This window comes from Pandoraea sp. (assembly GCF_004297875.1).
In the GTDB taxonomy this organism is placed as follows: domain Bacteria; phylum Pseudomonadota; class Gammaproteobacteria; order Burkholderiales; family Burkholderiaceae; genus Pandoraea.
In genome coordinates this window covers 70,380-90,715 of the sequence record NZ_SCSK01000069.1, presented here as the reverse complement: position 1 = coordinate 90,715, position 20,336 = coordinate 70,380, and the positions used below count along the sequence as shown (strand labels likewise).

General features: G+C 67.3%; 18 protein-coding genes. 12 read left to right on the top strand and 6 right to left on the bottom strand.

From position 1 onward, the window contains the following. The first annotated feature begins 60 nt into the window (after window positions 1–60). Window positions 61–1,779 carry a GMC family oxidoreductase N-terminal domain-containing protein gene (locus EPN80_RS20560; protein ID WP_293031817.1) on the top strand — a complete coding sequence of 573 codons (1,719 nt, stop codon included), beginning with the start codon at window positions 61–63 and terminating at the stop codon, window positions 1,777–1,779. Window positions 1,780–1,943: 164 nt separating this feature from the next. After that, window positions 1,944–3,284, top strand: coding sequence for an MFS transporter (locus EPN80_RS20555; protein ID WP_293031815.1), 1,341 nt, complete (start codon window positions 1,944–1,946; stop codon window positions 3,282–3,284). Between the two features lie 88 nt (window positions 3,285–3,372). Here the strand turns inward: EPN80_RS20555 and EPN80_RS20550 are convergent, their stop codons facing one another. After that, window positions 3,373–5,202, bottom strand: coding sequence for a DUF3274 domain-containing protein (locus tag EPN80_RS20550; RefSeq protein WP_293031813.1), 1,830 nt, complete (start codon window positions 5,200–5,202; stop codon window positions 3,373–3,375). 224 nt (window positions 5,203–5,426) lie between these two features. Between EPN80_RS20550 and EPN80_RS20545 the strand changes: the two genes are divergently transcribed. From EPN80_RS20545 to EPN80_RS20500, 10 genes are all read left to right on the top strand, one after another. Next, window positions 5,427–6,341: a LysR family transcriptional regulator gene (locus EPN80_RS20545; RefSeq protein ID WP_293031811.1), complete on the top strand. Its 915-nt coding sequence runs from the start codon at window positions 5,427–5,429 to the stop codon at window positions 6,339–6,341. A gap of 127 nt (window positions 6,342–6,468) precedes the next feature. Continuing rightward, on the top strand, window positions 6,469–7,659 hold the full coding sequence (locus EPN80_RS20540; protein ID WP_293031809.1) for a CoA transferase: 1,191 nt from the start codon (window positions 6,469–6,471) through the stop codon (window positions 7,657–7,659). Window positions 7,660–7,677: 18 nt separating this feature from the next. Continuing rightward, entirely contained in the window at window positions 7,678–8,619 is a 942-nt protein-coding gene (locus EPN80_RS20535; protein ID WP_293031807.1) for a hydroxymethylglutaryl-CoA lyase, read from the top strand. Between the two features lie 32 nt (window positions 8,620–8,651). Next, a complete protein-coding gene (locus tag EPN80_RS20530) occupies window positions 8,652–9,032 on the top strand; it encodes a VOC family protein (protein ID WP_293031805.1) in 381 nt (126 codons plus the stop codon). A gap of 149 nt (window positions 9,033–9,181) precedes the next feature. After that, window positions 9,182–9,901, top strand: a complete 720-nt coding sequence (locus tag EPN80_RS20525; RefSeq protein WP_293031803.1) for a pirin family protein — start codon at window positions 9,182–9,184, stop codon at window positions 9,899–9,901. 160 nt (window positions 9,902–10,061) lie between these two features. Continuing rightward, window positions 10,062–11,123 (top strand): phytoene/squalene synthase family protein, encoded by a 1,062-nt coding sequence (locus tag EPN80_RS20520; protein WP_293031872.1) that lies wholly within the window; start codon window positions 10,062–10,064, stop codon window positions 11,121–11,123. Between the two features lie 106 nt (window positions 11,124–11,229). Then, window positions 11,230–12,393 carry a cytochrome P450 gene (locus EPN80_RS20515; RefSeq protein ID WP_293031801.1) on the top strand — a complete coding sequence of 388 codons (1,164 nt, stop codon included), beginning with the start codon at window positions 11,230–11,232 and terminating at the stop codon, window positions 12,391–12,393. Window positions 12,394–12,432: 39 nt separating this feature from the next. Continuing rightward, window positions 12,433–12,777 carry an antibiotic biosynthesis monooxygenase gene (locus EPN80_RS20510; protein WP_293031800.1) on the top strand — a complete coding sequence of 115 codons (345 nt, stop codon included), beginning with the start codon at window positions 12,433–12,435 and terminating at the stop codon, window positions 12,775–12,777. Between the two features lie 91 nt (window positions 12,778–12,868). Then, a complete protein-coding gene (locus EPN80_RS20505; RefSeq protein WP_293031798.1) occupies window positions 12,869–14,485 on the top strand; it encodes a 3'-5' exonuclease family protein in 1,617 nt (538 codons plus the stop codon). Window positions 14,486–14,519: 34 nt separating this feature from the next. After that, window positions 14,520–15,107: a YigZ family protein gene (locus EPN80_RS20500; RefSeq protein WP_293031796.1), complete on the top strand. Its 588-nt coding sequence runs from the start codon at window positions 14,520–14,522 to the stop codon at window positions 15,105–15,107. Here the strand turns inward: EPN80_RS20500 and EPN80_RS20495 are convergent. The 5 genes from EPN80_RS20495 to EPN80_RS20475 are packed head-to-tail and all read right to left on the bottom strand — an operon-like array spanning window position 15,104 to window position 20,333. Further along, window positions 15,104–16,585, bottom strand: a complete 1,482-nt coding sequence (locus EPN80_RS20495) for an efflux transporter outer membrane subunit (RefSeq protein WP_293031794.1) — start codon at window positions 16,583–16,585, stop codon at window positions 15,104–15,106. The two genes, EPN80_RS20500 and EPN80_RS20495, sit on opposite strands and share 4 nt — an antisense overlap. Window positions 16,586–16,598: 13 nt before the next feature. Continuing rightward, complete coding sequence (locus tag EPN80_RS20490; RefSeq protein WP_047215252.1) at window positions 16,599–17,729, bottom strand: ABC transporter permease; 1,131 nt, start codon at window positions 17,727–17,729, stop codon at window positions 16,599–16,601. Next, window positions 17,726–18,682: an ABC transporter ATP-binding protein gene (locus tag EPN80_RS20485; RefSeq protein ID WP_293031791.1), complete on the bottom strand. Its 957-nt coding sequence runs from the start codon at window positions 18,680–18,682 to the stop codon at window positions 17,726–17,728. The genes EPN80_RS20490 and EPN80_RS20485 overlap by 4 nt, the downstream gene beginning before the upstream one ends. Continuing rightward, window positions 18,679–19,650 (bottom strand): HlyD family efflux transporter periplasmic adaptor subunit, encoded by a 972-nt coding sequence (locus tag EPN80_RS20480; protein ID WP_293031789.1) that lies wholly within the window; start codon window positions 19,648–19,650, stop codon window positions 18,679–18,681. The genes EPN80_RS20485 and EPN80_RS20480 overlap by 4 nt, the downstream gene beginning before the upstream one ends. Further along, a complete protein-coding gene (locus EPN80_RS20475; RefSeq protein WP_293031787.1) occupies window positions 19,647–20,333 on the bottom strand; it encodes a TetR/AcrR family transcriptional regulator in 687 nt (228 codons plus the stop codon). The genes EPN80_RS20480 and EPN80_RS20475 overlap by 4 nt, the downstream gene beginning before the upstream one ends. Window positions 20,334–20,336 lie beyond the last annotated feature (3 nt).

Below are 20,336 nucleotides of genomic sequence, written 5' to 3'. Positions count from 1 at the left end.
CGGCGGCGATGACGCGCGCAGCAATCCGAGCAACCACGGAACAGACGGCAGGAGACCCTGGTGCAAAACGGCGGTAGGTTCGATTACATCATTGTGGGCGGCGGTTCGGCCGGGTGCGTGCTCGCGCATCGGCTGTCGGCCGACGCTTCGCTGCGCGTGGCGTTGCTCGAGGCGGGCGTCGACACGCCGCCAGGGGCCGTGCCGGATGAAATCCTGGATAGCTATCCGCTGCCGGTGTTTCACGGCGACACATACATTTGGCCGGCATTGAACGCGCACGCCACGCGCCAAAGCCCGGTCCCCAGGCGTTACGAACAGGCCCGAGTGATGGGCGGCGGGTCGAGCATCAATGTGCAGGCAGCCAACCGGGGTCTGCCGCGCGACTACGACGAATGGGACGCGATGGGCGCCAAGGGCTGGGCATGGGCCGATGTCCTGCCTTACTTCCGCAAGCTCGAGCGCGACGTCGATTTCGACGGACCGCTGCACGGCGCGAGCGGCCCGGTGCCGATTCGCCGAATTTTCCCCGACGCGTGGCCGCCATTTTGCACGGCGTTTGCCGACGCACTGGCGAAAGACGGGTTTCCGGCACTGGCCGATCAGAATGCCGAATTCGGCGATGGGATGTTTCCCGCCGCATTCTCGAATTTGCACGACCGGCGGGTGTCGACTGCGCTCGCTTATCTCGATGAGGCGACGCGTCGGCGCGCCAATTTGACGATATTCGCGCGCACCACGGTCGAGCGCATCGTAATGCAGGATGGCGCGGCGCGGGCGGTGGTGGCGCTGGATGCCGCCGGCGTGCGGCTGCAACTGGATGGGCAGCAGATTATCTTGTCGGCGGGGGCCCTGCAGTCGCCGACGCTGCTTTTGCGGGCGGGCATCGGTCCGGCCGGCGCTTTACAGGCGCTGGGCATTCCCGTGGTAGCGAATCGGCAGGGGGTCGGGCGCAACCTGCAGGATCATCCGACGCTAACCTTTTGCCACTATCTGGCGGCGCCCTTTCGCTTGCCGGCGGGACAGCGGCGCGCCAGCATGACCGCGGCGCGGTTCTCCTCCGGCGTCGCGGGCTGCGATGCCTCTGACATGTATCTATCGAGCTCGGCGCGCGCCGCATGGCATGCGCTCGGCAGCCGGTTAGGCCTCTTTTTCCTGTGGTGCAACCGTCCGTATTCGCGCGGCACCCTGGAATTGATTTCGCCGGATCCGGCCACGCACGCCCGCATCAATCTCAATTTGCTCGACGATGAGCGTGACGCGGTACGTCTCATGCAAGGTGTCAGGCGGATGGCGAGAATTATTGGGGGCGCCGCGCTGCATACCCATCCCGACGACTTTTTCCCCGCGTCGTTTTCAGGCCGCGTCAAAGCGTTGAGTCGAATCACGCCATTCAACCGCGTGGCCACCGCGGTGCTGGGCGCGTTGCTCGACGTGCCGGCGCCGCTGCGCCGCTGGGTGACGCGGCAGTTTATTACGCGGGGCCAGTCGCTCGCGGAAATATTGCGTGATGACCAGCGGCTCGAGGCGTTCGTGCGCGGCAATGTTTTCGGGGTATGGCATGCGAGCGGCACATGCCGCATGGGCGCTGCCGCCGATCCCGAGGCAGTGACCGACACCCAGGGCCGTGTGCATGGCGTGACCGGATTGCGCGTGGTCGATGCATCGCTGATGCCGCGCCTGCCAACGGCAAATACCAATGTGCCGACCATCATGATCGCCGAGAAGATCGCCGACGCGATTCTGCATGATCGGTGCCGCGGCACGGCACCTGAGGACTAGGCAGGCAGGAGAGCGGGAAGCGATTGCGCAAGGCCCAGCACGGGTGAGATGGAGCAACCAGCGAGAAACGACACCTTTGACCCGCAGCGCAAGCGCCAAAGGTTTTCATAAAAAACGCCGAGCCCGCTGATCGATGCGGGCGACGCAGGATCCAGGAGACATTCATGACATCCGCAACGCAATCGACGCCACACACGGCAGTGGTCAGCAACCGGCATATTTTTGCAGCCATCAGCGCCTCGTGCCTGGGCTGGGCCCTCGATCTTTTCGATCTGTTTGTGCTGCTCTTTGTCGCACCGGTGGTGGGCCGGCTATTCTTCCCGTCCACCCACCCGATGCTATCGCTGGCAGCGGTGTACGCATCTTTCGCAGTGACGCTGCTCATGCGCCCGTTTGGTTCCGCATTGTTCGGTTCGTATGCGGATCGCCATGGCCGCAAGGGTGCGATGATCATCGCGGTGATCGGCGTAGGGGTGGCTACCGCACTGTTCGGCGCGCTGCCGACGACGGCGCAGATCGGCCTGGCCGCGCCGGCGCTGCTGATCGTGCTGCGACTGGTGCAGGGTATCTTCGTCGGCGGCGTGGTGGCATCGACCCACACCATCGCCACCGAATCGGTGCCGGCATCGTGGCGCGGCACGGTCTCCGGCATGATCGGCGGCGGCGGTGCCGGCGTCGGCGCGCTGATCGCCTCGCTGGTCTATCTCATCATGACCCGGCTCTTTCCCGGTGCGGCGTTCGATGTGTGGGGTTGGCGCTGCATGTTCTTCACTGGCATCATCAGCTCGGTGCTGGGGCTGTTCATTTTCAGCAGCCTCGACGAGTCGCCGCTGTGGAAGCAATTGAAGAAGGAGGCGGCGGCCGGCAGCGCACCCGCGCAAAAGACAAACTCCCCGCTGGCGACACTGTTCTCGCGCGATTGGCGCGGCGTGCTGTTCGTCAACCTGCTGTTGACGATCGGCGGCGGCAGCGGCTATTACCTGACCTCGGGTTATCTGCCGACCTATTTGAAGGTGGTGACGCACACGGCAGCTTCATCGGCTGCGTTGATCCTTGTGCTGAGCAGCGTCGGGGTGATCGTCGCCTCGATCTTCACCGGCTATCTCAGTGACCTTCTGGGCCGAAAAAAGACCTTCATACTGGTCGGCGTACTGCGCCTCGTGCTGTTTCCTGTGCTGTATTTGGCGATGGTGCATACGTCCGACGTGGTGATCCTCGGCGTTTATGTGATTGCGCTGTGCGCGATCGGCAGCGCTGGCTACGCGCCGATATTGATTTTCCTGAATGAGCGTTTTCCTACCGCGATTCGTGCCAGCGGCACTGGCCTGTCATGGAATATCGGATTTGCCATCGGCGGGATGATGCCGACCTTCGTGTCGCTGACCGCGAAAACGCCTGCGCAATTGCCGTTGGTGCTATCCGGCTTCCTGATTGGGCTCAGCCTGCTGTTCTTATGGGGCGCGCTGGCGATTCCAGAAACCAAGGGACAGCTGGACAGCCATTGACGCTGGCGGCGTGCGGCGGAGATCGACGCGGTCTCAACAGGGGCTCTTGTCCACCGCAACCGGCGAGTGCCCGATCCCGCGGCACGCCTCACACCCCACGCCAACGCAGTTTCTCCGCATCGGCCCGGTTGATTGCCTCGCTGACGGTTTCTCGGTCGATCTGCGGCGGCATGGGCGGTACGCGCAGCTCGCCGTGCGCGTAGTAGGGGTCGCGGCCGCTGGTCCAGTCGGCCTCGTGTATCAACTCGTGCCAGAACTCGGTGGTGTGGCTGTCACAAAAGCCGATCGGCAGATCGCAGGCCACCACGCGCCGCATGAATTCGGCGTGCGCCGGCAAGGTGCTGTGGTTGGTGGGCGTGGTGACATGCGTCGCGATGCGATGGCGAAGTTCCTGCGCGGTTTCCAGTTCGACGCGCTGACCGGTCTCGCGGTGAACGTCGTCGCGCACCATCATCCGTTGCGGCCGGTACAGCGCGGCCAGGTAGGGGTACTCGGAATACAGGTAGGCATGGCGGCGCTCGGGGTGCCGGGCGCCCCACATCGATTGGGTACTGGGGGCGGCATCGAAATAAACCAACTTGCTTTGTGTGCCTTGCGCGGTGATGACCGTGCTGGTTACCGACGCGGCCATCTCGTCGGCCGTGAGCGGATGCGGCACCGGCTCGGCATTGATGGTGACCCGCCTGCTCGCCGGCGGCGCGAGCCACAGGTCGGTGCCCAGTACCCGCTGGTTGCCGTTCCAGAAGTCGCCCGGCGCTACACCGTGCTCCGGATCGGGGATCGGCGGCAGCGTGCCGAACGGCTTGACGCCGGGCGCATCGCCGCATGGCGTGCCACGCGCCAGCATGCGCTGCCTGACGGTATCCCCCGACTCGGCCAGCAGCGCGTCCGGGAGCCCCTGCCAGCCGATACCTTGTATCGGCCGGGCGCCGATCACGCGGTCATGCGGATTGAAGTACACATGGAGCCGCCCGTGATTGTCGCGCTCGGGCTGGCCAGGACGGCAGGGCCAGCCGGCCTTGCCGTCGCCGCTGACCCGCAATTGCGCCAGTTGCATGGCGGTGAACTCGCGCCGGTCCTGCCGGATACGTGCGGCAATGGCCTGGAAAGTGCGCACGCGCGCGCCCTCGGTGGGCCGTGCGTTGCCGCAGGTCAGGTAGTCGGTGAGTTTATCGTCCAGCGCGTAGGGAGAATTCATCAGGAATACCGCGTCGGGCGCGCGCCGCCGGCATAGCGCGACAGCGGCCAGCGCGAGCATCGTGCCTTGACTGTGCGAGACGATCGAGACGGTGTCGCGCGGCGCAGTGTCGCGAATTTTGTCGATCAGGCCGGCCAGGCGCTGCGCGGCGTGGGCGAAGTAGGTGCGCGGCGGCGCGTCGTGCAGTTCGCGCTCCCATTCCGGGTTGAAGCGCTGCAGGTCGATGCCAAGCAGACGGCGGCGAAAGCCGGCGTCGCTCCACAGTTGTTGCAGATTGTTGGTGCCGTTCTGGAATGGTCCCCCGCCCCAGAACCAGGGGCCCGCCCCGATGTCGCCGCCAGGCCGCCAGAAATTGGCGCCGTGCGCGTCGCGCAGCGGCACGCGGTACGCCTGCTCGCCGCCCGAGGGTGCCCGGTAGCCCCAGTAGAAGCGGACCACCGGCGAGCGGCCGGCGCGTTCGAGGCGGCGCGGCCGGTATTGCCCGGTGACGGGGTCGGCGCTCACGTACCGGTTGGGGGTGAGGTCGTCGCGCCGCAGGCGTTGGTTGAGTCCCTGGCAGAGCGCGGCTTCGGCCGCGTCGTACCATTCTCCCTCCGAATTGACGCCGTGCACGAAGATAACGATGCCCGGCAGATGGGGCAGGCTCGGCGGCGCGGTGCTGGCGGTGTTTGCCGCGTCAGCGCACCGGGGAAAAGTCGATGAATGGTTTGCGTCAGTCATGCCGATTTTTTTCAGTGCGGGATGGGTGGCGGTGGCGCGCCGAATGCAACGCCGTGAGGGGACCGTAGCCGAAGCGGCGCGCCGCGGTCTTTGAGATGAATCGGATTCTGGTGTTGGGGTAACCCTCCGCCTGTCGACGGCCGCGCCGCACGTGCCCGATCCAAGGTGGGCGCCACGGTGGTAAGGTGTCGTTTCGTCAACCACGCCCGGTCCGCGTGCCTCTCATGGTCAATCCCTCCCACTTCGATCTGCAGTCGCTGCGCGTTTTTCTGATGGCCGCCGAACTCGGCAGCCTGACCAAGGCAGCCGAGCGCGCTGCGATGACGCTCTCGGCGGTGAGCAAGCGCATTGCCGAGCTCGAGAAAACCGTCGATTGCGCGCTGTTCGTGCGCCGGCCCCGCGGCCTCGATCTGACGCCGGCCGGGCGCGGGCTGGCCGAGCATGCGCGCCAGATTCTCGATCAGGTCAACCGGATGGCCAGCGAAATCGGCGATTACGCGGTGGGCGTGCGCGGCCATGTGCGCTTGTGGGTGACGCCCTCGGCGGTGATTCAATTTTTGCCGGCCGATCTGTCGGCGTTCCTGGCGGCCAATCCCGGCGTGCGAATCGGCCTGGAGGAACGCATGAGCGCCGAGATCGTCGATGCGGTGGCGGCGGGGCGCGCCGATATCGGCATCTTCGCCGAGAACATCCCGGCGCCGCTGCTCGACAAGGTGCGCTATCGCCAGGACAAGCTGGTGGTGCTGGTGCCGCCGCATCATGCGCTGGCGCGGCGCCGCAAGATCGCCTTTGCCGACACACTCAAGTACGACTACGTCGGCCTGAATCAGGGCAGCTCGCTGCTCGCGCGCATGGTCGACGAGGCTGCGGCCGCCGAGCGCGCGCTGCGCCTGACGGTGCAGGTCAGCAGCTTCGACGGCATCTGCCGCATGATCGAGGCGGGCCTGGGCATCGGCATTCTGCCCGAGGCAGCCGTGCGCGCAGAGATCCTCGGCGCGGGGCTGCATGCGGTCGAGCTGACCGATGCGTGGGCGAATCGCACCCTGTGGGTGGGCGTCAAGGCCGGCGTGCAGCTCGCGCCGGAGGCGGCCAAGCTGTATGCCTTCCTGCAGGCGTCGGCGCCGGGCGCGGCGGCCTGACGAGGCTCGCGGGGCGTGTGCGACCCTTTCCGGTTGGGAAAGGGTGGGCGAAAAAACCGATATTTTCAAACCGCCGTGGACGGTTCATGATGGCTGCGATATTCGATAGCCATCCATGGAGACCGTCATGTCCACTCCTCTCAAAGGTGTTCGCGTGCTGGAGCTGGGCCAGCTGATCGCCGGCCCCTTTGCCAGCAAGATGCTCGCCGAGTTCGGCGCCGAAGTGATCAAGATCGAGCCGCCCGAGGGGGGCGATCCGCTGCGCAAATGGCGCCTGATGCACGACGGCACCTCGGTCTGGTGGGCCGCGCAGTCGCGCAACAAGAAATCCGTGACGCTCGATTTGCGCCAGCCCGAAGCGCAGCAACTGGTGCGCCAAATGATCGGCGAGTTCGACGTGCTGATCGAAAACTTCCGGCCCGGCACGCTGGAGGGCTGGGGGCTGGGCTGGGAAGCGCTGCACGAGATCAACCCGCGACTGATCATGCTGCGCGTGTCGGGCTACGGGCAGACCGGACCGTACCGCGACCGCCCGGGTTTCGGCGTGGTCGGCGAGGCGATGGGCGGCTTGCGTCATTTGAGCGGCGAGCCGGGCCGCACGCCGGTACGCGTGGGGGTGTCGATCGGCGACTCGCTCTCGGCGCTGCACGGCGTGATCGGCGTGTTGCTGGCGCTGCGCCATCGCGACCAGAACGGTGGGCAAGGACAGATGGTCGACGTGGCGCTGTACGAGTCGGTCTTCAACATGATGGAGAGCCTGCTGCCCGAATACTCGGTGTTCGGCGCGGTGCGCCAGCCGGCCGGCAGCAGCCTGCCGGGCATTGCGCCGAGTAACGCGTACCGCTGCAAGGACGGCAAATACGCGCTGATCGCCGGCAATGGCGACAGCATTTACGCCCGACTGATGGCCCTGATCGGTCGTCGCGATCTGGCCGAAGACCCGGCACTGGCCCGCAACGACGGCCGCGTCAAGCAAGTCGAGCGCATCGACGCAGCGATCGGCGAGTGGGCGGCCGAACACTCGCTCGACGAGGTGCTGCAGGCGCTCACCGAGGCCCGCGTGCCGGCCGGCAAGATCTACGACGTGGCCGATATCGCGGCCGATCCGCATTACCAGGCGCGCGAGATGATTCTCGAGAGCCAGTTGCCCGACGGCACGCCGGTCAAGCTGCCGGGCGTGCTGCCCAAGCTGAGCGCGAGCCCCGGCCAGGTGAGCGCGCCGGCCCCGACGCTGGGCCAGCACACCGACGAAGTGCTCTCGGCCATGGGCGTCGCGCCCGAGACGCTGGCCGACTGGCGCGCGCGCGGCATTATTTGAATTCTTGTGAGGACTGTCATGACTTCCCCCCAGCCACGTCTTTACCTGCAGGAGGTCGCGCCCCGCGACGGCTTCCAGAGCGAAGCGGCATTCATTCCCACTGAAGACAAGGTCGCGCTGATCGATGCGTTGAGCGACTGCGGTTTTGCCAAGATCGAGGTGACCTCGTTCACCTCGCCGCGCGCGATCCCCGCGCTGCGCGACGCCGAAGCGGTGATGCAGCAGATCAGGCGCGTGCCCGGCGTGGTCTATACGGTGCTGGTGCCCAATGTGCGCGGCGCCGAGCGCGCGCTGTCGTGCGCGGTCGACGAGGTGAATCTGGTGATGTCGGTCAGCGAAACCCATAACCAGTCGAATCTGCGCATGACCCGCGAGCAATCGTTGGCACAACTGAGCGAAGTGATCAAAGCGGTGCAGGCGAGCCCGGTGGCGATCAACGTGTCGCTCTCGACGGTGTTCGGCTGTCCGATGGAGGGCGACATCGACGAGGACGAGGTGCTGCGCCTGGCCGATCGCTTCTGCGCGCTCGGGGTGGGGCGCATGACGCTGTGCGACACCACCGGCATGGCCTATCCGACGCAGGTGCGGCAGTTGTGCGAGCGCGTGCGGCAGGCCTTTCCCGCGCTCGAACTGACGCTGCATTTCCACAACACGCGCGGCATGGCGTTGCCCAATGCGCTGGCCGCGATCGAGGCCGGCATCGACCGTTTCGATGCCAGCCTCGGCGGGCTGGGAGGCTGTCCCTATGCGCCCGGCGCAACCGGCAACGCCTGTACCGAAGACCTGGTGCACATGCTCGACCTGATGGGCTTTGATACCGGCATCGACCTGCCTGCGCTGCTGCAGGCCGCGCGCCGCCTGCCTGCGCTGGTGGGCCACGAGGTGCCCGGCCAGGTGCTCAAGGCGGGCCGCCGGCTGGACCTGCATGCCCGTCCGGGCGCCCAGGCGTGCGCCGGCTGAAGACGCTCGTTCGACAACTTCATGAGGCCATCATGATCGATCATCTGGACCACCTGGTGCTGACCTGCGTCGATCCGGCGGCGACCATGCACTTCTACACGGAAGTGCTTGGCATGCAGCTCGAAACCTTCGGGCAGGGGCGTCTTGCCTTTCGCTTCGGCAACCAGAAAATCAACCTGCACGTGCGCGGCAGCGAGTTCGAGCCGAAGGCGCATGTGCCGGTGCCCGGCGCGCTCGATCTGTGCTTTATCGCGTCGATCCCGCTCGAACAGGTGATCGAGCGGCTGCGCGACAAGGGCTGGCCGATCGTCGAGGGACCGGTCGCGCGCACCGGCGCGACGCACCCGATTCGTTCGGTCTACGTGCGCGACCCCGACCTGAACCTGATCGAGATTGCCGAGTTGCAGGCATGACGCGCGAGCCCGGCGGGGTGCGGTTTATTGTTCCGTTTTTGTAACGGTAAAAGCTGTTTTTGCGAATTGTGTTTCTGGTTTGAAACGATAAACTTGACTCCACGAATGCGATGCTCACCAGGGCCGCAGATCAACTTAAGGAGAGAAACATGCTGGAAATTCGCAAAGCCAATGAGCGCGGCGTGGCCGAGCACGGCTGGTTGAGTTCGCGTCACACTTTTTCCTTCGCGCATTATCACGACCCGCAGCAAATGGGGTTCTCCGATCTGCTGGTGATCAACGACGACCGCATCGCGCCGGCCAAGGGCTTCGGCACCCACCCGCACCGCGACATGGAAATCTTCACCTATGTGCTTGAGGGCGAGCTGGAGCACAAGGACACGATGGGCACCGGGTCGGTGATTCGCCCAGGCGACGTGCAGGCGATGAGCGCCGGGCGCGGCGTGGCGCACAGCGAGTTCAACCATTCGCACAGCGCGCTGGTGCATCTGCTGCAGATCTGGATCGTGCCCGATCGGGCTGGCGTGACACCCCGCTACCAGCAAACGCATTTTCCGGCGGAACAGAAGCGCGGCAAGCTGCGCCTGATCATGTCGCCGGACGGCGCCGACGGCTCGCTTGGCCTGTACCAGGATGCGCGCGTTTATGCGGGGCTGTTCGATGGCAGCGAACAAGCGACGCTGAGCCTGCCGGAAAACCGCTACGCCTATGTGCATGTGGCGCGCGGCAGCGTGACGCTCAACGGCGTGGCGCTGTCGGCCGGTGACGGCGTGCGCGTGCGCGATGAGCGCGCACTGACGTTTGCCGATGGCGATCAGGCCGAAGTGCTGGTGTTCGACCTGCGCGCGCGCGAGCTGCCCGACTTCTGAGCCCTGCCCATGCCTGGTTCGCGGCACCGGCCGATGTATCGGCCGAACCAGGCATGCCCCGCGTCGCTGCGGGAACGCTCGTGCCAATAGGGCAACACGCGGCTGGCCGGCTACAATGCGGCAGCCGCCAGATGCGTTCCAGACCGATCCGATGCCGTCGATGCCCACGCCCAACCGCGCTTTTCTTCTCGGCCCGCTGCTCAAGCGGGTTTCCCGCTCCTTTTATCTGACTTTGCGCGTGCTGCCCGCCGGCATGCATGACCCGGTTGGCCTGGCCTATCTTCTGGCGCGCGCGGCCGACACCATCGCCGACACTACGCTGATCGCGCCCGAGCAGCGCCTGCAACTGTTGTTGGCGCTGCGCGCCCAAGTCAGCGGCGCGGACGACGGCGGGGTCTTCGTGCGCCGTCTCGCGGCGGATGTGGCGCCGCGCCAGATATCGGACGAAAAGGTCTTGCTGGAGTCGCTCGGCCCCGCGCTGGCGGTGCTGGCGCAGTTGAGCGAAGCGGATCGCGTGGCAGTGCGCGATATCGTGTCGACCCTGAGCACCGGCATGGAATTCGACCTCCGAACCTTTCCCGACGAGCATTCGGGGCGCATCGCGGCTCTGCGCGATGACGAGGAGCTCGACCGCTATACCTACCTCGTGGCCGGATGCGTGGGCGAGTTCTGGACCCGGATGACCGATGCGCACGTGCCTGGCACCTTCGACGGCGAGCAGGCGTCGGTCATGGCGCGCGGCATCCGGTTCGGCAAGGCGCTGCAAATGACCAATATCCTGCGCGACTGCGGCAAGGATCTGCGCATCGGCCGCTGTTATCTTCCGGCCACGATGCTGGCGCACGCGGGTTTGACGCCGGCCGAGCTGCTGTTGCCGGATGCCTCGCGGCGCGCGCGCCCGCTGCTGCGCGCACTCGTCGAACGGACATTGGCGCATTTCCGCGCCGCCGTCGACTACATGCTGGCGATTCCGCCCACCTCGCTGCGCTTGCGGCTGGCCTGCGCCTGGCCGATCCTGATTGGCCTGGAAACACTGCGCCTGCTGGTGAACAACGATGCCTGGCTGGACCCGGCGCGCGTCTCCAAGCTGCCGCGCGGCAGGGTCTACCGCATCGTCGCGTATTCGAGCCTGGCGGCGCCGTCGAATCGGCTGCTGCGCGGCTGGGCCGAGCGGCTGATTGCCGAGATCGACGCCCGCCTGGAAGCGCGCGCCATCGATTGACGGCGACGCTTCAATTCGCAGTGAAACATGGTGCGCACGGCACCGCGGATACTGTCGGACAACAGGGCCCTCTCGCGGCCTTGCACCTCTTGCCGGAGCTTCCACCATGTCGCCGTCCGACCCGATCGCCGCCGTCACCCACGACGACCCGTATCCCTACTATCGTGAACTGCTCGCGCGCCCCCCGCTGTGGCACGATGCCTCGCTCGGCCTATGGGTGGCGGCCAGCGCCGCAGCGGTCGAGGCCGCGCTGCGGCATCCCGCGCTGCGTGTGAGGCCGCCGGCCGAGCCGGTGCCCAAGGCGTTGCAGGACACGGCGGCAGGACAGATTTTCGGGCGTCTGGTGCGCATGAACGACGGCGCCGGTCATTGCCCGTTCAAGCAGGCACTGGCCTCGACGCTCGCGGCGATTGGGCCGCAGGCCGCGCGCGCGGCTGGCCTGGCATCGGCCCAGGCGCTGCTGGGCAAGCATCGGCCGGCGGCGGATCTGGCCGGGCTCGACGCGTTCGTGCGCGAGATGCCAGCGCGCGCCGTCGCGCATCTGCTCGGCGTGCCGGACGATCATCTGGACGAGGTGGCCGCCTGGACCGATGACTTCGTCGGCTGCCTGTCGCCCCTGGCCGATACGGCGGCCGTGGTGCGCGGCACGCGCGCGGCCGAACATCTGCAGCGGCTTTTTCATGCGCTGCTGCGCACGAGGACGAGCGCTTACCTGGTTGCGCTGGCCGATGCGGCCCAGGCCATGGGGCGCTTGCCAACGGATATCGTCGTCGCCAATGGCATCGGCCTGCTCTCGCAGACCTATGAAGCCACGGCCGCCCTGATCGGCAATACGCTGCTTGCGTTGGGCCGGCAGCCGCCGTTGTCACAATCGCCGCAGCACGATTGGCACGCGTTGCGCGAGGTGGTTGCGGAAGTGGTGCGATATGACGCGCCGGTGCAGAACACTCGCCGCTTCGCTGCCGAAGCGGCAACGGTGGCTGGCCAGACATTACCGGCCGGCGCCGCGTTGTTGGTCGTACTGGCCGCGGCCAATCGGGACCCGGCGGCGAATGCCTCGCCCGACGCGTTCTTGCCGCGGCGCGCCGCGCGCCGCGCGTGGACGTTCGGCGCCGGTGTGCACGCGTGCCCGGGCGAGATGCTGGCTGTGACCATCGCCGCCTCCGCGGTCGAACAGTTGCTGCACGCGGGGCTCGACCCGGCCGCGCTGAGCAGAAACTTCGCCTATCGCCGCTCGGGCAATATCCGCCTGCCGCAATTCCACGCGTGAGCGGTCGGCCAACCCATCCGTATCAACTGGAGATTCACCATGATTGCCGTGATTTTCGAAGTGGTTCCGGCCCCCGGCCAACGCGATATTTATCTGCAGACGGCCGCGCGCCTGCGCCCGCAACTCGAGCGCATCGACGGCTTTATCTCGATCGAACGCTTCGAGAGCCTGAGCGAGCCCGGCAAGCTGCTGTCGCTGTCGTTCTGGCGCGACGAGGCGGCGGTGGCGGCCTGGCGTAACGTCGAGGCGCACCGGCAGGCGCAGGCGATGGGGCGCGGCGGCGTGTTCGCCGACTACCGCCTGCGTATCGCCGGCGTGGCGCGCGACTACGGCATGAACGCGCGCGAGCAGGCCCCGGCCGACAGCCGCGCAGCTCACGGGTAGGGGGCTGCGGCGCGAATTTCGGCGCGCGCGCCACGCGAGGCTGGCGCTGGCAGTAGAATCGCTGGATTGCCGCCCCCTCTGATCCCGAGTTGTGAGCTCCGAAGAATTTTCCTCGCCTGAAGTCCTGGATGCGCAAGCGCTGGCCGAACGCCTGACGCGCCCCATCGTGTTCGTCGATCTGGAGACGACCGGCGGCAACGCAACGCACGACCGCATCACCGAGATCGGCGTGGTGGAGGTCAGCCGTGCCGGCGTCGAGCATTGGAGCGTGCTGGTCGATCCGCAGGAATCGATCCCGCCGTTCATTCAGCAACTCACCGGCATCACCAACGACATGGTGAGCGGCCAGCCGAGCTTCGAATCGCTGGCCGAGGCGCTCGCAGAGCGGCTCGAGGGCAAGCTGTTTGTCGCGCATAACGCGCGCTTCGATTACGGATTCCTGAAAAACGAGTTCAAGCGCGCCGGCATTCAGTTCAAGGCCGACGTGCTGTGCACGGTGCGGCTCTCGCGCCATCTTTTCCCGTCGGTGCAGCGGCACGGACTCGACGCCTTGATCGCCCGTTTCGGGCTCGAGCCGGCCGGGCGCCATCGCGCGCTGGCCGATGCCGATTTGCTGTGGCAATTCTGGCAGCGCATTCACGGCCTGTATTCGGTCGAGCTGATCGACGCGGCGGTCAAGTCGCTGATCAAGCGCGCCAGCACGCCGCCGCAATTGCCCGAAGGGGCGCTCGACGAGATTCCGGCCACGCCGGGGGTCTATCTCTTTTATGGCGAGAACGATCTGCTGCTCTACATCGGCAAGAGCGTGAATCTCAAGCAGCGCGTCGCCTCGCATTTCTCGGGCGATCACCGGGTCGCCAAGGATCTGCGCCTGTCGCAGGAAATCCGCCGCATCGAATACCGCCCGACCGCAGGCGAGATCGGTGCGCTGCTGCTCGAGTCGCAGCTCATCAAGCAGTTTGCGCCGCCGCACAACCGCCGCTTGCGCCGCCAGGCGGGGCTGTGCGCGTGGCGCCTGGCACCCGACAGCGACACGCCGGAACTGGTGTATGCGCATCAGGTCGATTTTGGCCAGGCCGCGGCGCTGTTCGGGCCGTTCGTCTCGAAGGCGCGCGCCGAAGCCGGGCTGCGCGAGCTGGCCGACGCACATCAGCTGTGCCACGGCCTGCTCGGTCTTGAGAAAGCCGATGGGCGGCGCGCCTGCTTTGCGTATCAGATCAAGCGCTGCAAGGGCGCTTGCGTCGGCGAGGAATCGCGCGAGGCGCACAGCGAGCGCTTGCGCGCCGCGCTCGCGCCGCATGCCATGCGGGCCTGGCCCTATGCGGGGCCGATCGCCGTGGTCGAGCAGGCGCCGCGCACGCGCGACGAGCGCCAATGGCATGTGATCGACAACTGGAGCTATCTCGGCTCGGCGCGCGACCAGGCCGGTGTTGCCGATGTGCTGGCCGCCGCGCCGCCGGTGGTCGCGTTCGACCGGGACGTGCACGATATCCTCGCCCGGCATCTGGGTGCCGGCAAGGCGCGGGTGGTGGAACTGGGGCACGGCCGCGAATTCCGCCTGGCGCCTCCGCCGGCGGCCGTGCCGCGAGCTCCCCGCGCGGCGCGCCAGTCTCGCACGCGCACGGCGGCCAGGCGCTTGGCGCCGTCGGGCGACGACGTGGTGCCTGCACCGCAATTGTCATTCGCCTTCGATACCGCCGATTGCTGATACCCTAGCGCGTCACTATTGCGCGAGCGCCGCCGTGCCTGAATTAGCCGCACCCGTCCAAACCGAAATCGAAATCCGCAAAAGCCGTTTCATCGGCATGGTGCTGCCCGTGAACACGCGTGACGAGGCGCGCCAGCGGCTGCAGGAGATCCGCGCGCAATGGCCTGGCGCTACCCACTACTGCTGGGTGCTGCTGTGCGAGGGCGCGTCGGGTTTCGACGACGACGGCGAGCCGTCGGGCACGGCCGCCAAGCCGATGTACAACGTGCTGATGCACAAGGGCCTGAACAACGTGCTGGGTGTGGTGGTGCGTTACTACGGCGGCATCAAGCTCGGCGCGGGCGGGCTGGTGCGCGCCTACGGGCAGGCGATCAGCGAAGCGCTCAAGCACGCTACGCTGGTGCAGGCCGAACCGACTGTCGAGCGGACCTACCGCGTGGCTTTCGCGGCGGAGTCGGCGCTGCGCCGCCTGTGCGAGAAAAGCGGCGCGCAGGTGCTCGAGGTCGGCTATGGCGAGGCCGTGACGTTGCGCGTGCGGCTCAAGAGCGCCGAGCTCGAGGCCTTCGAGATGAGCGCGCGGCAGATGCTGGGCGGCGCGCTCGAGGTGGTGGATGACGCCTAGTCGGGCGCGCCCGGCGCCCACCAGCCGCCGCCCAGCGCCTGCAAGAGCGCGGCCGAGTCGGCGTAACGCTGCGCGGTGGCCTGAATGCGCGCCAGTCTGGCTTGCGCCAGCCGCTGCTGAGCATCGAGCACGGCCAGGTAGCTGAGGCCGCCGGCGCGATATTGTCCCTGGGTGATACGGTAGGTGCGTTCGGCCTGCGCGGCCGCGTCGGCGCGCGCTTGCAGCGCCTGCGCGTCGGCTTGCAGTGCGCGCAGGGTGTCGGCCACGTTCTGCAGTCCGGCGAGTACGGTTTGGCGGTAAGCGGCGGCAGCCTGATCGTAGGCGGCTACCGCCTCACGCCGGCGGGCGCGCAATTCGCCGCCGTGGAACAGCGGCTGGGTGAGCGCGGCGCCCAGATTCCAGACGCCCGAGGCGGGGCCGAACACGTCGCGCAGGCCGGTGGCTTCGCTGCCCAGCGAGGCGCTCAGGCTGACATGCGGATAGAGACTGGCGGTGGCCACGCCGACATTGGCGCTGGCCTGATGCAACAACGCTTCGGCAGCCTGAATGTCGGGCCGCTGGCGTGCCAGCTCGGACGGCAGGGACAGCGGCAGCCGGGTCGGCAGGCGCAGCTCGACCAGCTCGATGTCCGGCAGGTGCGCCGCGCCGGGCGGCACGCCAAGGTAGACCGCCAGCAGATGCCGCGTTTGCGCGAGCTGCTGGCGCAGGCCGGGCAGGGTGGCTTCGGTTTGCGCCAATTGGTTGCGCTGGGCGATGACGTCGAGCTCGGGCACCGCGCCCAGGCGGTGGCGGCCCTCGGTGATGCGCAATTGGCTGCGCTGGGCGTCGACGATCGTCGTCGTGGCGCGCAACTGATCGCGCAGCGACGCCTCGCGCACCACCGCGGTGACCACATTGGCGGCAAGCGTCAGGCGCGCCGCTGCGAGCTCGAAGCGCTGATAGTCGAGCGCCGCGCGCAACGCCTCGAGCGCGCGCCGCTGCGCACCGAACAAGTCGAGCGTGTAGCTTACCCCGACCGAAGCGTTATAGAGGGTGAACGGCCCCGGATTCGGCGCCGCGCCAAGGCCCATCGCGCGCGTATTGATCTGCTGGCGCGCAGTCGACAGCGTGCCGTTGACGCTGGGGTAATCGAACGCGCTGGTTTGCGCGGCCAGCGCCTGCTGGGCCTGATGCAGGCGGGCCTGCGCCTGTGCCAGCGTCGGGCTGTCGCGCAGGGCTTGCTCGACGAGCTTGTTCAGGGCGGCACAGTGAAACAGCGTCCACCATTGCGCGGCGATTTTCTGGTCGCTCACGAAATATTGCGCCTGGCCGCCGGGTGCGTCGGCCGAGACGGTGCGTGCGGGCCGTGAGCCTGCCACGTAGCTGGCCACGCGCGGCGCCGCAGGGGCCTTGAAGTCGGGCCCGGCGGTGCAGCCGGCGAGTGCGCCAAGCATCGCGAGCAGTGGCAGGGTTGCACGGGAGAAGCGGGCAGCGCGCATGGTCCTTACTCGATCAGTCAAGCGTCTTGCGGTAGAACTTTACCGCCACGCTCATCACGATGACGGTGAAGACCATCAGCGGCCAGATGTTGGGCCACAGGTCGACCCAGCCGTTGCCCTTGAGCAGGATGCCGCGGATCAGCCGATTGAAATACGTCATTGGCAGGCCGCTGCCGATGACCCGTGCCCAGCCCGGCATGCCCTGGAACGGAAACATGAAGCCCGAGAGCAGGATGCTCGGCAGGAAATAGAAAAACGTCAGCTGCACCGCCTGCAACTGGTTTTGCGCCAGCGACGAGAGCGTGATGCCGACCGTCAGGTTGGCGGCGATGAACAGCAGCGTGGCCAGATACACCGAGCCGATGCTGCCGACGAACGGCACCCGAAACAGAAATTTGGCGGCCAGCAGGATGATGGTGGCCTGTACCAGGCCGATGAACACATAGGGGACGATCTTGCCGGTGATGACCTCGATGGGCTCGACCGGTGTGGCCAACAGATTTTCCATCGTGCCCCGCTCGCGCTCGCGGGTCATCGCCAGGCCGGTCATCATCACCATGGTCATGGTCAGAATCACGCTCATCAGGCCCGGAATGATGTTGTACTGGGTGATGCGCTCGGGGTTGTAGAGGTTGTGCACGCGCACTTCGAAGGGCGGCGCGCGCGCGGCCAACGGGGCGAGGGGGCCGTGCAGATCCTTGTCGGAGAGCGACTGCGGCAACTGCACCAGCGCCGCGACGGCGTTGCCGATGGTCGACGGATCGGTGGCGTCGGCCTCGACCAGCAGCGCCGGGTGTTCGCCGCGCAGCAATTTGCGCGTGAAGTCGGCCGGAATGCTGACGACGAATTGCACCCGCCCCTGCGCCAGCGCCTCGCGTCCGGCCGCCTCGTTGGGCAGCTCGCCGACGAAGTCGAAGTAGTTCGAGGCGCTCATGTCGGCCAGGAAGGTGCGCGTGAAGGGGCTGTGGTCGGCGGCGATCACGGCGGTGGCCAGGTGCTTCGGATCGGTGTTGATTGCATACCCGAACAGCATCAACTGGATCAACGGCATGCCGATGATCAGGCCGAAGGTGATCCGGTCGCGCCGCAGTTGCAAAAATTCCTTGAGCACGATGCCCCACCAGCGGCGCCAGGAAAAGCTCATGGCGCGCTCCCGAAGTTGTCGGCCGAGCGGTTCATCATGTGGATGAAAACGTCTTCCAGGCCGGTGTCGATCGGTGTGGGGCGGTAGTCGGTGTGCGCGGCCAGGCGCTGCAGCGTGGCCTCGAGCGCGGCGCGGTCGCGCCCGGTGACGTGCAGCGCGCCGCCGAACACGACGGTCTGGTCGACCCCGGGCTGGCCCGCCAGCCGCTGGCTGAGCGCAGCCAGGTCGGGACCGGCCACCGAGAACGTGCTGAGTTCCTGGCCGGCGATGACGTCGGCCGCGGTGCCCTGCGCGAGCAGCTTGCCGTAGGCGATATACGCCAGCTTGTGGCAGCGCTCGGCTTCGTCCATGTAATGCGTGCTGACCAGCACCGAGATGCCGCGCGCAGCCAACTGATACAGATCTTCCCAGAAGTCGCGCCGGGCCTTGGGGTCGACCCCGGCGGTCGGCTCGTCGAGCAGCAGCAACTGGGGCTCGTGCAGCATGCAGGCGGCCAATGCCAGGCGTTGCTTCCAGCCGCCCGAGAGCGATCCGGCCAGTTGATGGGCACGTTGCGCGAGGCCGAGATTTTCCAGTGCGCGCTCGACCGCCTCGCGGCGCCGCGGCATGCCGTAGACCCGCGCGACGAAATCGAGATTCTCGCGAATCGAGAGATCGTCCCAATAGGAGAAGCGCTGCGTCATGTAGCCGACGCGGCGCTTGAGCTGTTCGCGCTCGCGCAGGATGTCGAAGCCCAGGCAAGTGCCGCTGCCGCTGTCGGGCGTGAGCAGGCCGCACATCATGCGGATCGAGGTGGTCTTGCCGCTGCCGTTGGGGCCGAGAAAGCCGAAGATCTCGCCGTGCCGCACCTGCATGGTGAGGTCGCACACGACGTGCTTGTCGCCGAAATGCTTGTTCAGGCCATGCACGTCGATCGCATAGCCGTCGTCCGGGGCGGTGCGCGCGGGCATCATCGCAGCGTCACCTCGAGCGGCTGACCCGGGTGCAAGCGCGGCGCGTCGGTCTTGTCCGGACGCGCTTCGACCATGAACACGAGCTTGGCGCGGGTCTCGTTACTGTAGATGACCGGCGGCGTGTATTCGGCCTCGGTCGAGATGTAGGTGAGTCTGGCGGGAATCGCGGCCCCGCAGCCGTCGCAATGCACGGCGATCGCGCGTCCGATGCGCAGTGCGCCGACCACGGATTCGGGCACGAAGAAGCGGATCTTGATGTTGCCGGGCGGCAGCAGCGAGACCACCGGACTGCCGGCCGGCACCCACTCGCCGACGCGGTACAGCGTATCGAACACCAGCCCGGCCTGCGTGGTGCCGACGGTCTTCTGATCGAGTTTCCAGGTGGCCTGTGCGAGCGCCGCGCGCGCGGCTGCCACCTGTGCGGTTTGCGCCCTGATCTGGTCGGCGCGCGCCGGCAGCCGGGCCACCGCCAACTGGCTGCCCAGCTCGCGCACTTTGGCGTCGTCGGCCAATTGCACGGCGCGGCTGGCCTCCAGCTGCGCTTGCGAGATGCCGCCGAGTTTGAACTGCCCGGCATCGCGCCGGTATTGCAGGTCGGCCTGCCGCGCGTTGGCCCGTGCCTGGGCAAGCTGCGCGCGCACCACTGCCAATTCGGCGGGCCGCTTGCCGAGCCGCAGGTCGGCAAGCTGGGCCTGGGCCGCCTGCAGTTGCTGCTGCGCCTGCTGTTGCGCGGCAAGCTCGTCGGCTGCTTCGAGCGCGAACAGCGGCGTGTGGTTGCCGATGGTTTGCCCGCGCCGCACCCACAGATGGTCGAGCCGGCCGGCCAGCGGCGACGCGACGTAGACGAATTCGCCTTCGGCGTAGCCCTGGTAGGTGGGCGGCGTCGGCTTGCCGCACCCGGCCAGCCAGAGGGCTGGCAGCAGGGCCAGGGAGCGTGCCAGGCGAGGCAGATTGATCGGGTGGCTCATGAGCTGTCGCGCTCCGTGGGTGGGGTGCCAAGACCGCTGGTGAGCAGTGCGCTCACATGGCGCGCCAGGGCGTCGGTATCGAGGCGCCCCGGCTCGGGCAGGCGACGCCAGATCGATGCGGTGGCCAGCGGCAGCAGCGTGAGGCCGAGCACCGAGATGAATACCATGCGCGGCTCGAGCGCCGGATTGATTTCGCCGCGCGCCTGGGCCGCCGCGATGCGCGCGACGATGACCTGCCCGCGCGGCAACGCGAAACGCTGCAGCATGCGCTCGCGCAGCAGGCCGCCGTCGCTGACGATCTCGCGTATCCACAGCGGCGGAAACCAGGGTGCCTGTTCGGCCGTCTGCAGCATGCGCCGTGCCAAACCGACGATCATTGCAATCGTGCCCTCGGCTTCGGCGCCGTCGCCCAGCGCCGGACCGGTGACGCGCTCGATCAGCGGGCCGATGCGCTCATCGACCACGGCATCGAGCAATTGGTCGCGGGTTCTGAAGTAGTAGTGGACCATCGCCGGAGTCAGTTCGACCGCGCGAGCGATCTGGGTCAGCGAGGTGGCGGCCGCGCCCTGCCTGGCGAACAGCGTCGTGGCGGCATCCAGCAGGCAGTCGCGGTGATCGGTGCCGGGCTGGTTGGCGGGTCGGCCCGGCCGGCGCGGCACGGGTATGGAGGCTGGGGGGCGCATGAC

What these genes read in the sequence shown, in the direction of transcription:
- EPN80_RS20555 (WP_293031815.1), top strand. Translation starts at nt 1,944, where the DNA reads ATGACATCCGCAACGCAATCGACGCCACACACGGCAGTGGTCAGCAAC.
- EPN80_RS20550 (WP_293031813.1), bottom strand. Translation starts at nt 5,202, where the DNA reads ATGACTGACGCAAACCATTCATCGACTTTTCCCCGGTGCGCTGACGCG.
- EPN80_RS20545 (WP_293031811.1), top strand. Translation starts at nt 5,427, where the DNA reads ATGGTCAATCCCTCCCACTTCGATCTGCAGTCGCTGCGCGTTTTTCTG.
- EPN80_RS20540 (WP_293031809.1), top strand. Translation starts at nt 6,469, where the DNA reads ATGTCCACTCCTCTCAAAGGTGTTCGCGTGCTGGAGCTGGGCCAGCTG.
- EPN80_RS20535 (WP_293031807.1), top strand. Translation starts at nt 7,678, where the DNA reads ATGACTTCCCCCCAGCCACGTCTTTACCTGCAGGAGGTCGCGCCCCGC.
- EPN80_RS20530 (WP_293031805.1), top strand. Translation starts at nt 8,652, where the DNA reads ATGATCGATCATCTGGACCACCTGGTGCTGACCTGCGTCGATCCGGCG.
- EPN80_RS20525 (WP_293031803.1), top strand. Translation starts at nt 9,182, where the DNA reads ATGCTGGAAATTCGCAAAGCCAATGAGCGCGGCGTGGCCGAGCACGGC.
- EPN80_RS20520 (WP_293031872.1), top strand. Translation starts at nt 10,062, where the DNA reads ATGCCCACGCCCAACCGCGCTTTTCTTCTCGGCCCGCTGCTCAAGCGG.
- EPN80_RS20515 (WP_293031801.1), top strand. Translation starts at nt 11,230, where the DNA reads ATGTCGCCGTCCGACCCGATCGCCGCCGTCACCCACGACGACCCGTAT.
- EPN80_RS20510 (WP_293031800.1), top strand. Translation starts at nt 12,433, where the DNA reads ATGATTGCCGTGATTTTCGAAGTGGTTCCGGCCCCCGGCCAACGCGAT.
- EPN80_RS20495 (WP_293031794.1), bottom strand. Translation starts at nt 16,585, where the DNA reads ATGCGCGCTGCCCGCTTCTCCCGTGCAACCCTGCCACTGCTCGCGATG.
- EPN80_RS20490 (WP_047215252.1), bottom strand. Translation starts at nt 17,729, where the DNA reads ATGAGCTTTTCCTGGCGCCGCTGGTGGGGCATCGTGCTCAAGGAATTT.
- EPN80_RS20485 (WP_293031791.1), bottom strand. Translation starts at nt 18,682, where the DNA reads ATGATGCCCGCGCGCACCGCCCCGGACGACGGCTATGCGATCGACGTG.
- EPN80_RS20480 (WP_293031789.1), bottom strand. Translation starts at nt 19,650, where the DNA reads ATGAGCCACCCGATCAATCTGCCTCGCCTGGCACGCTCCCTGGCCCTG.
- EPN80_RS20475 (WP_293031787.1), bottom strand. Translation starts at nt 20,333, where the DNA reads ATGCGCCCCCCAGCCTCCATACCCGTGCCGCGCCGGCCGGGCCGACCC.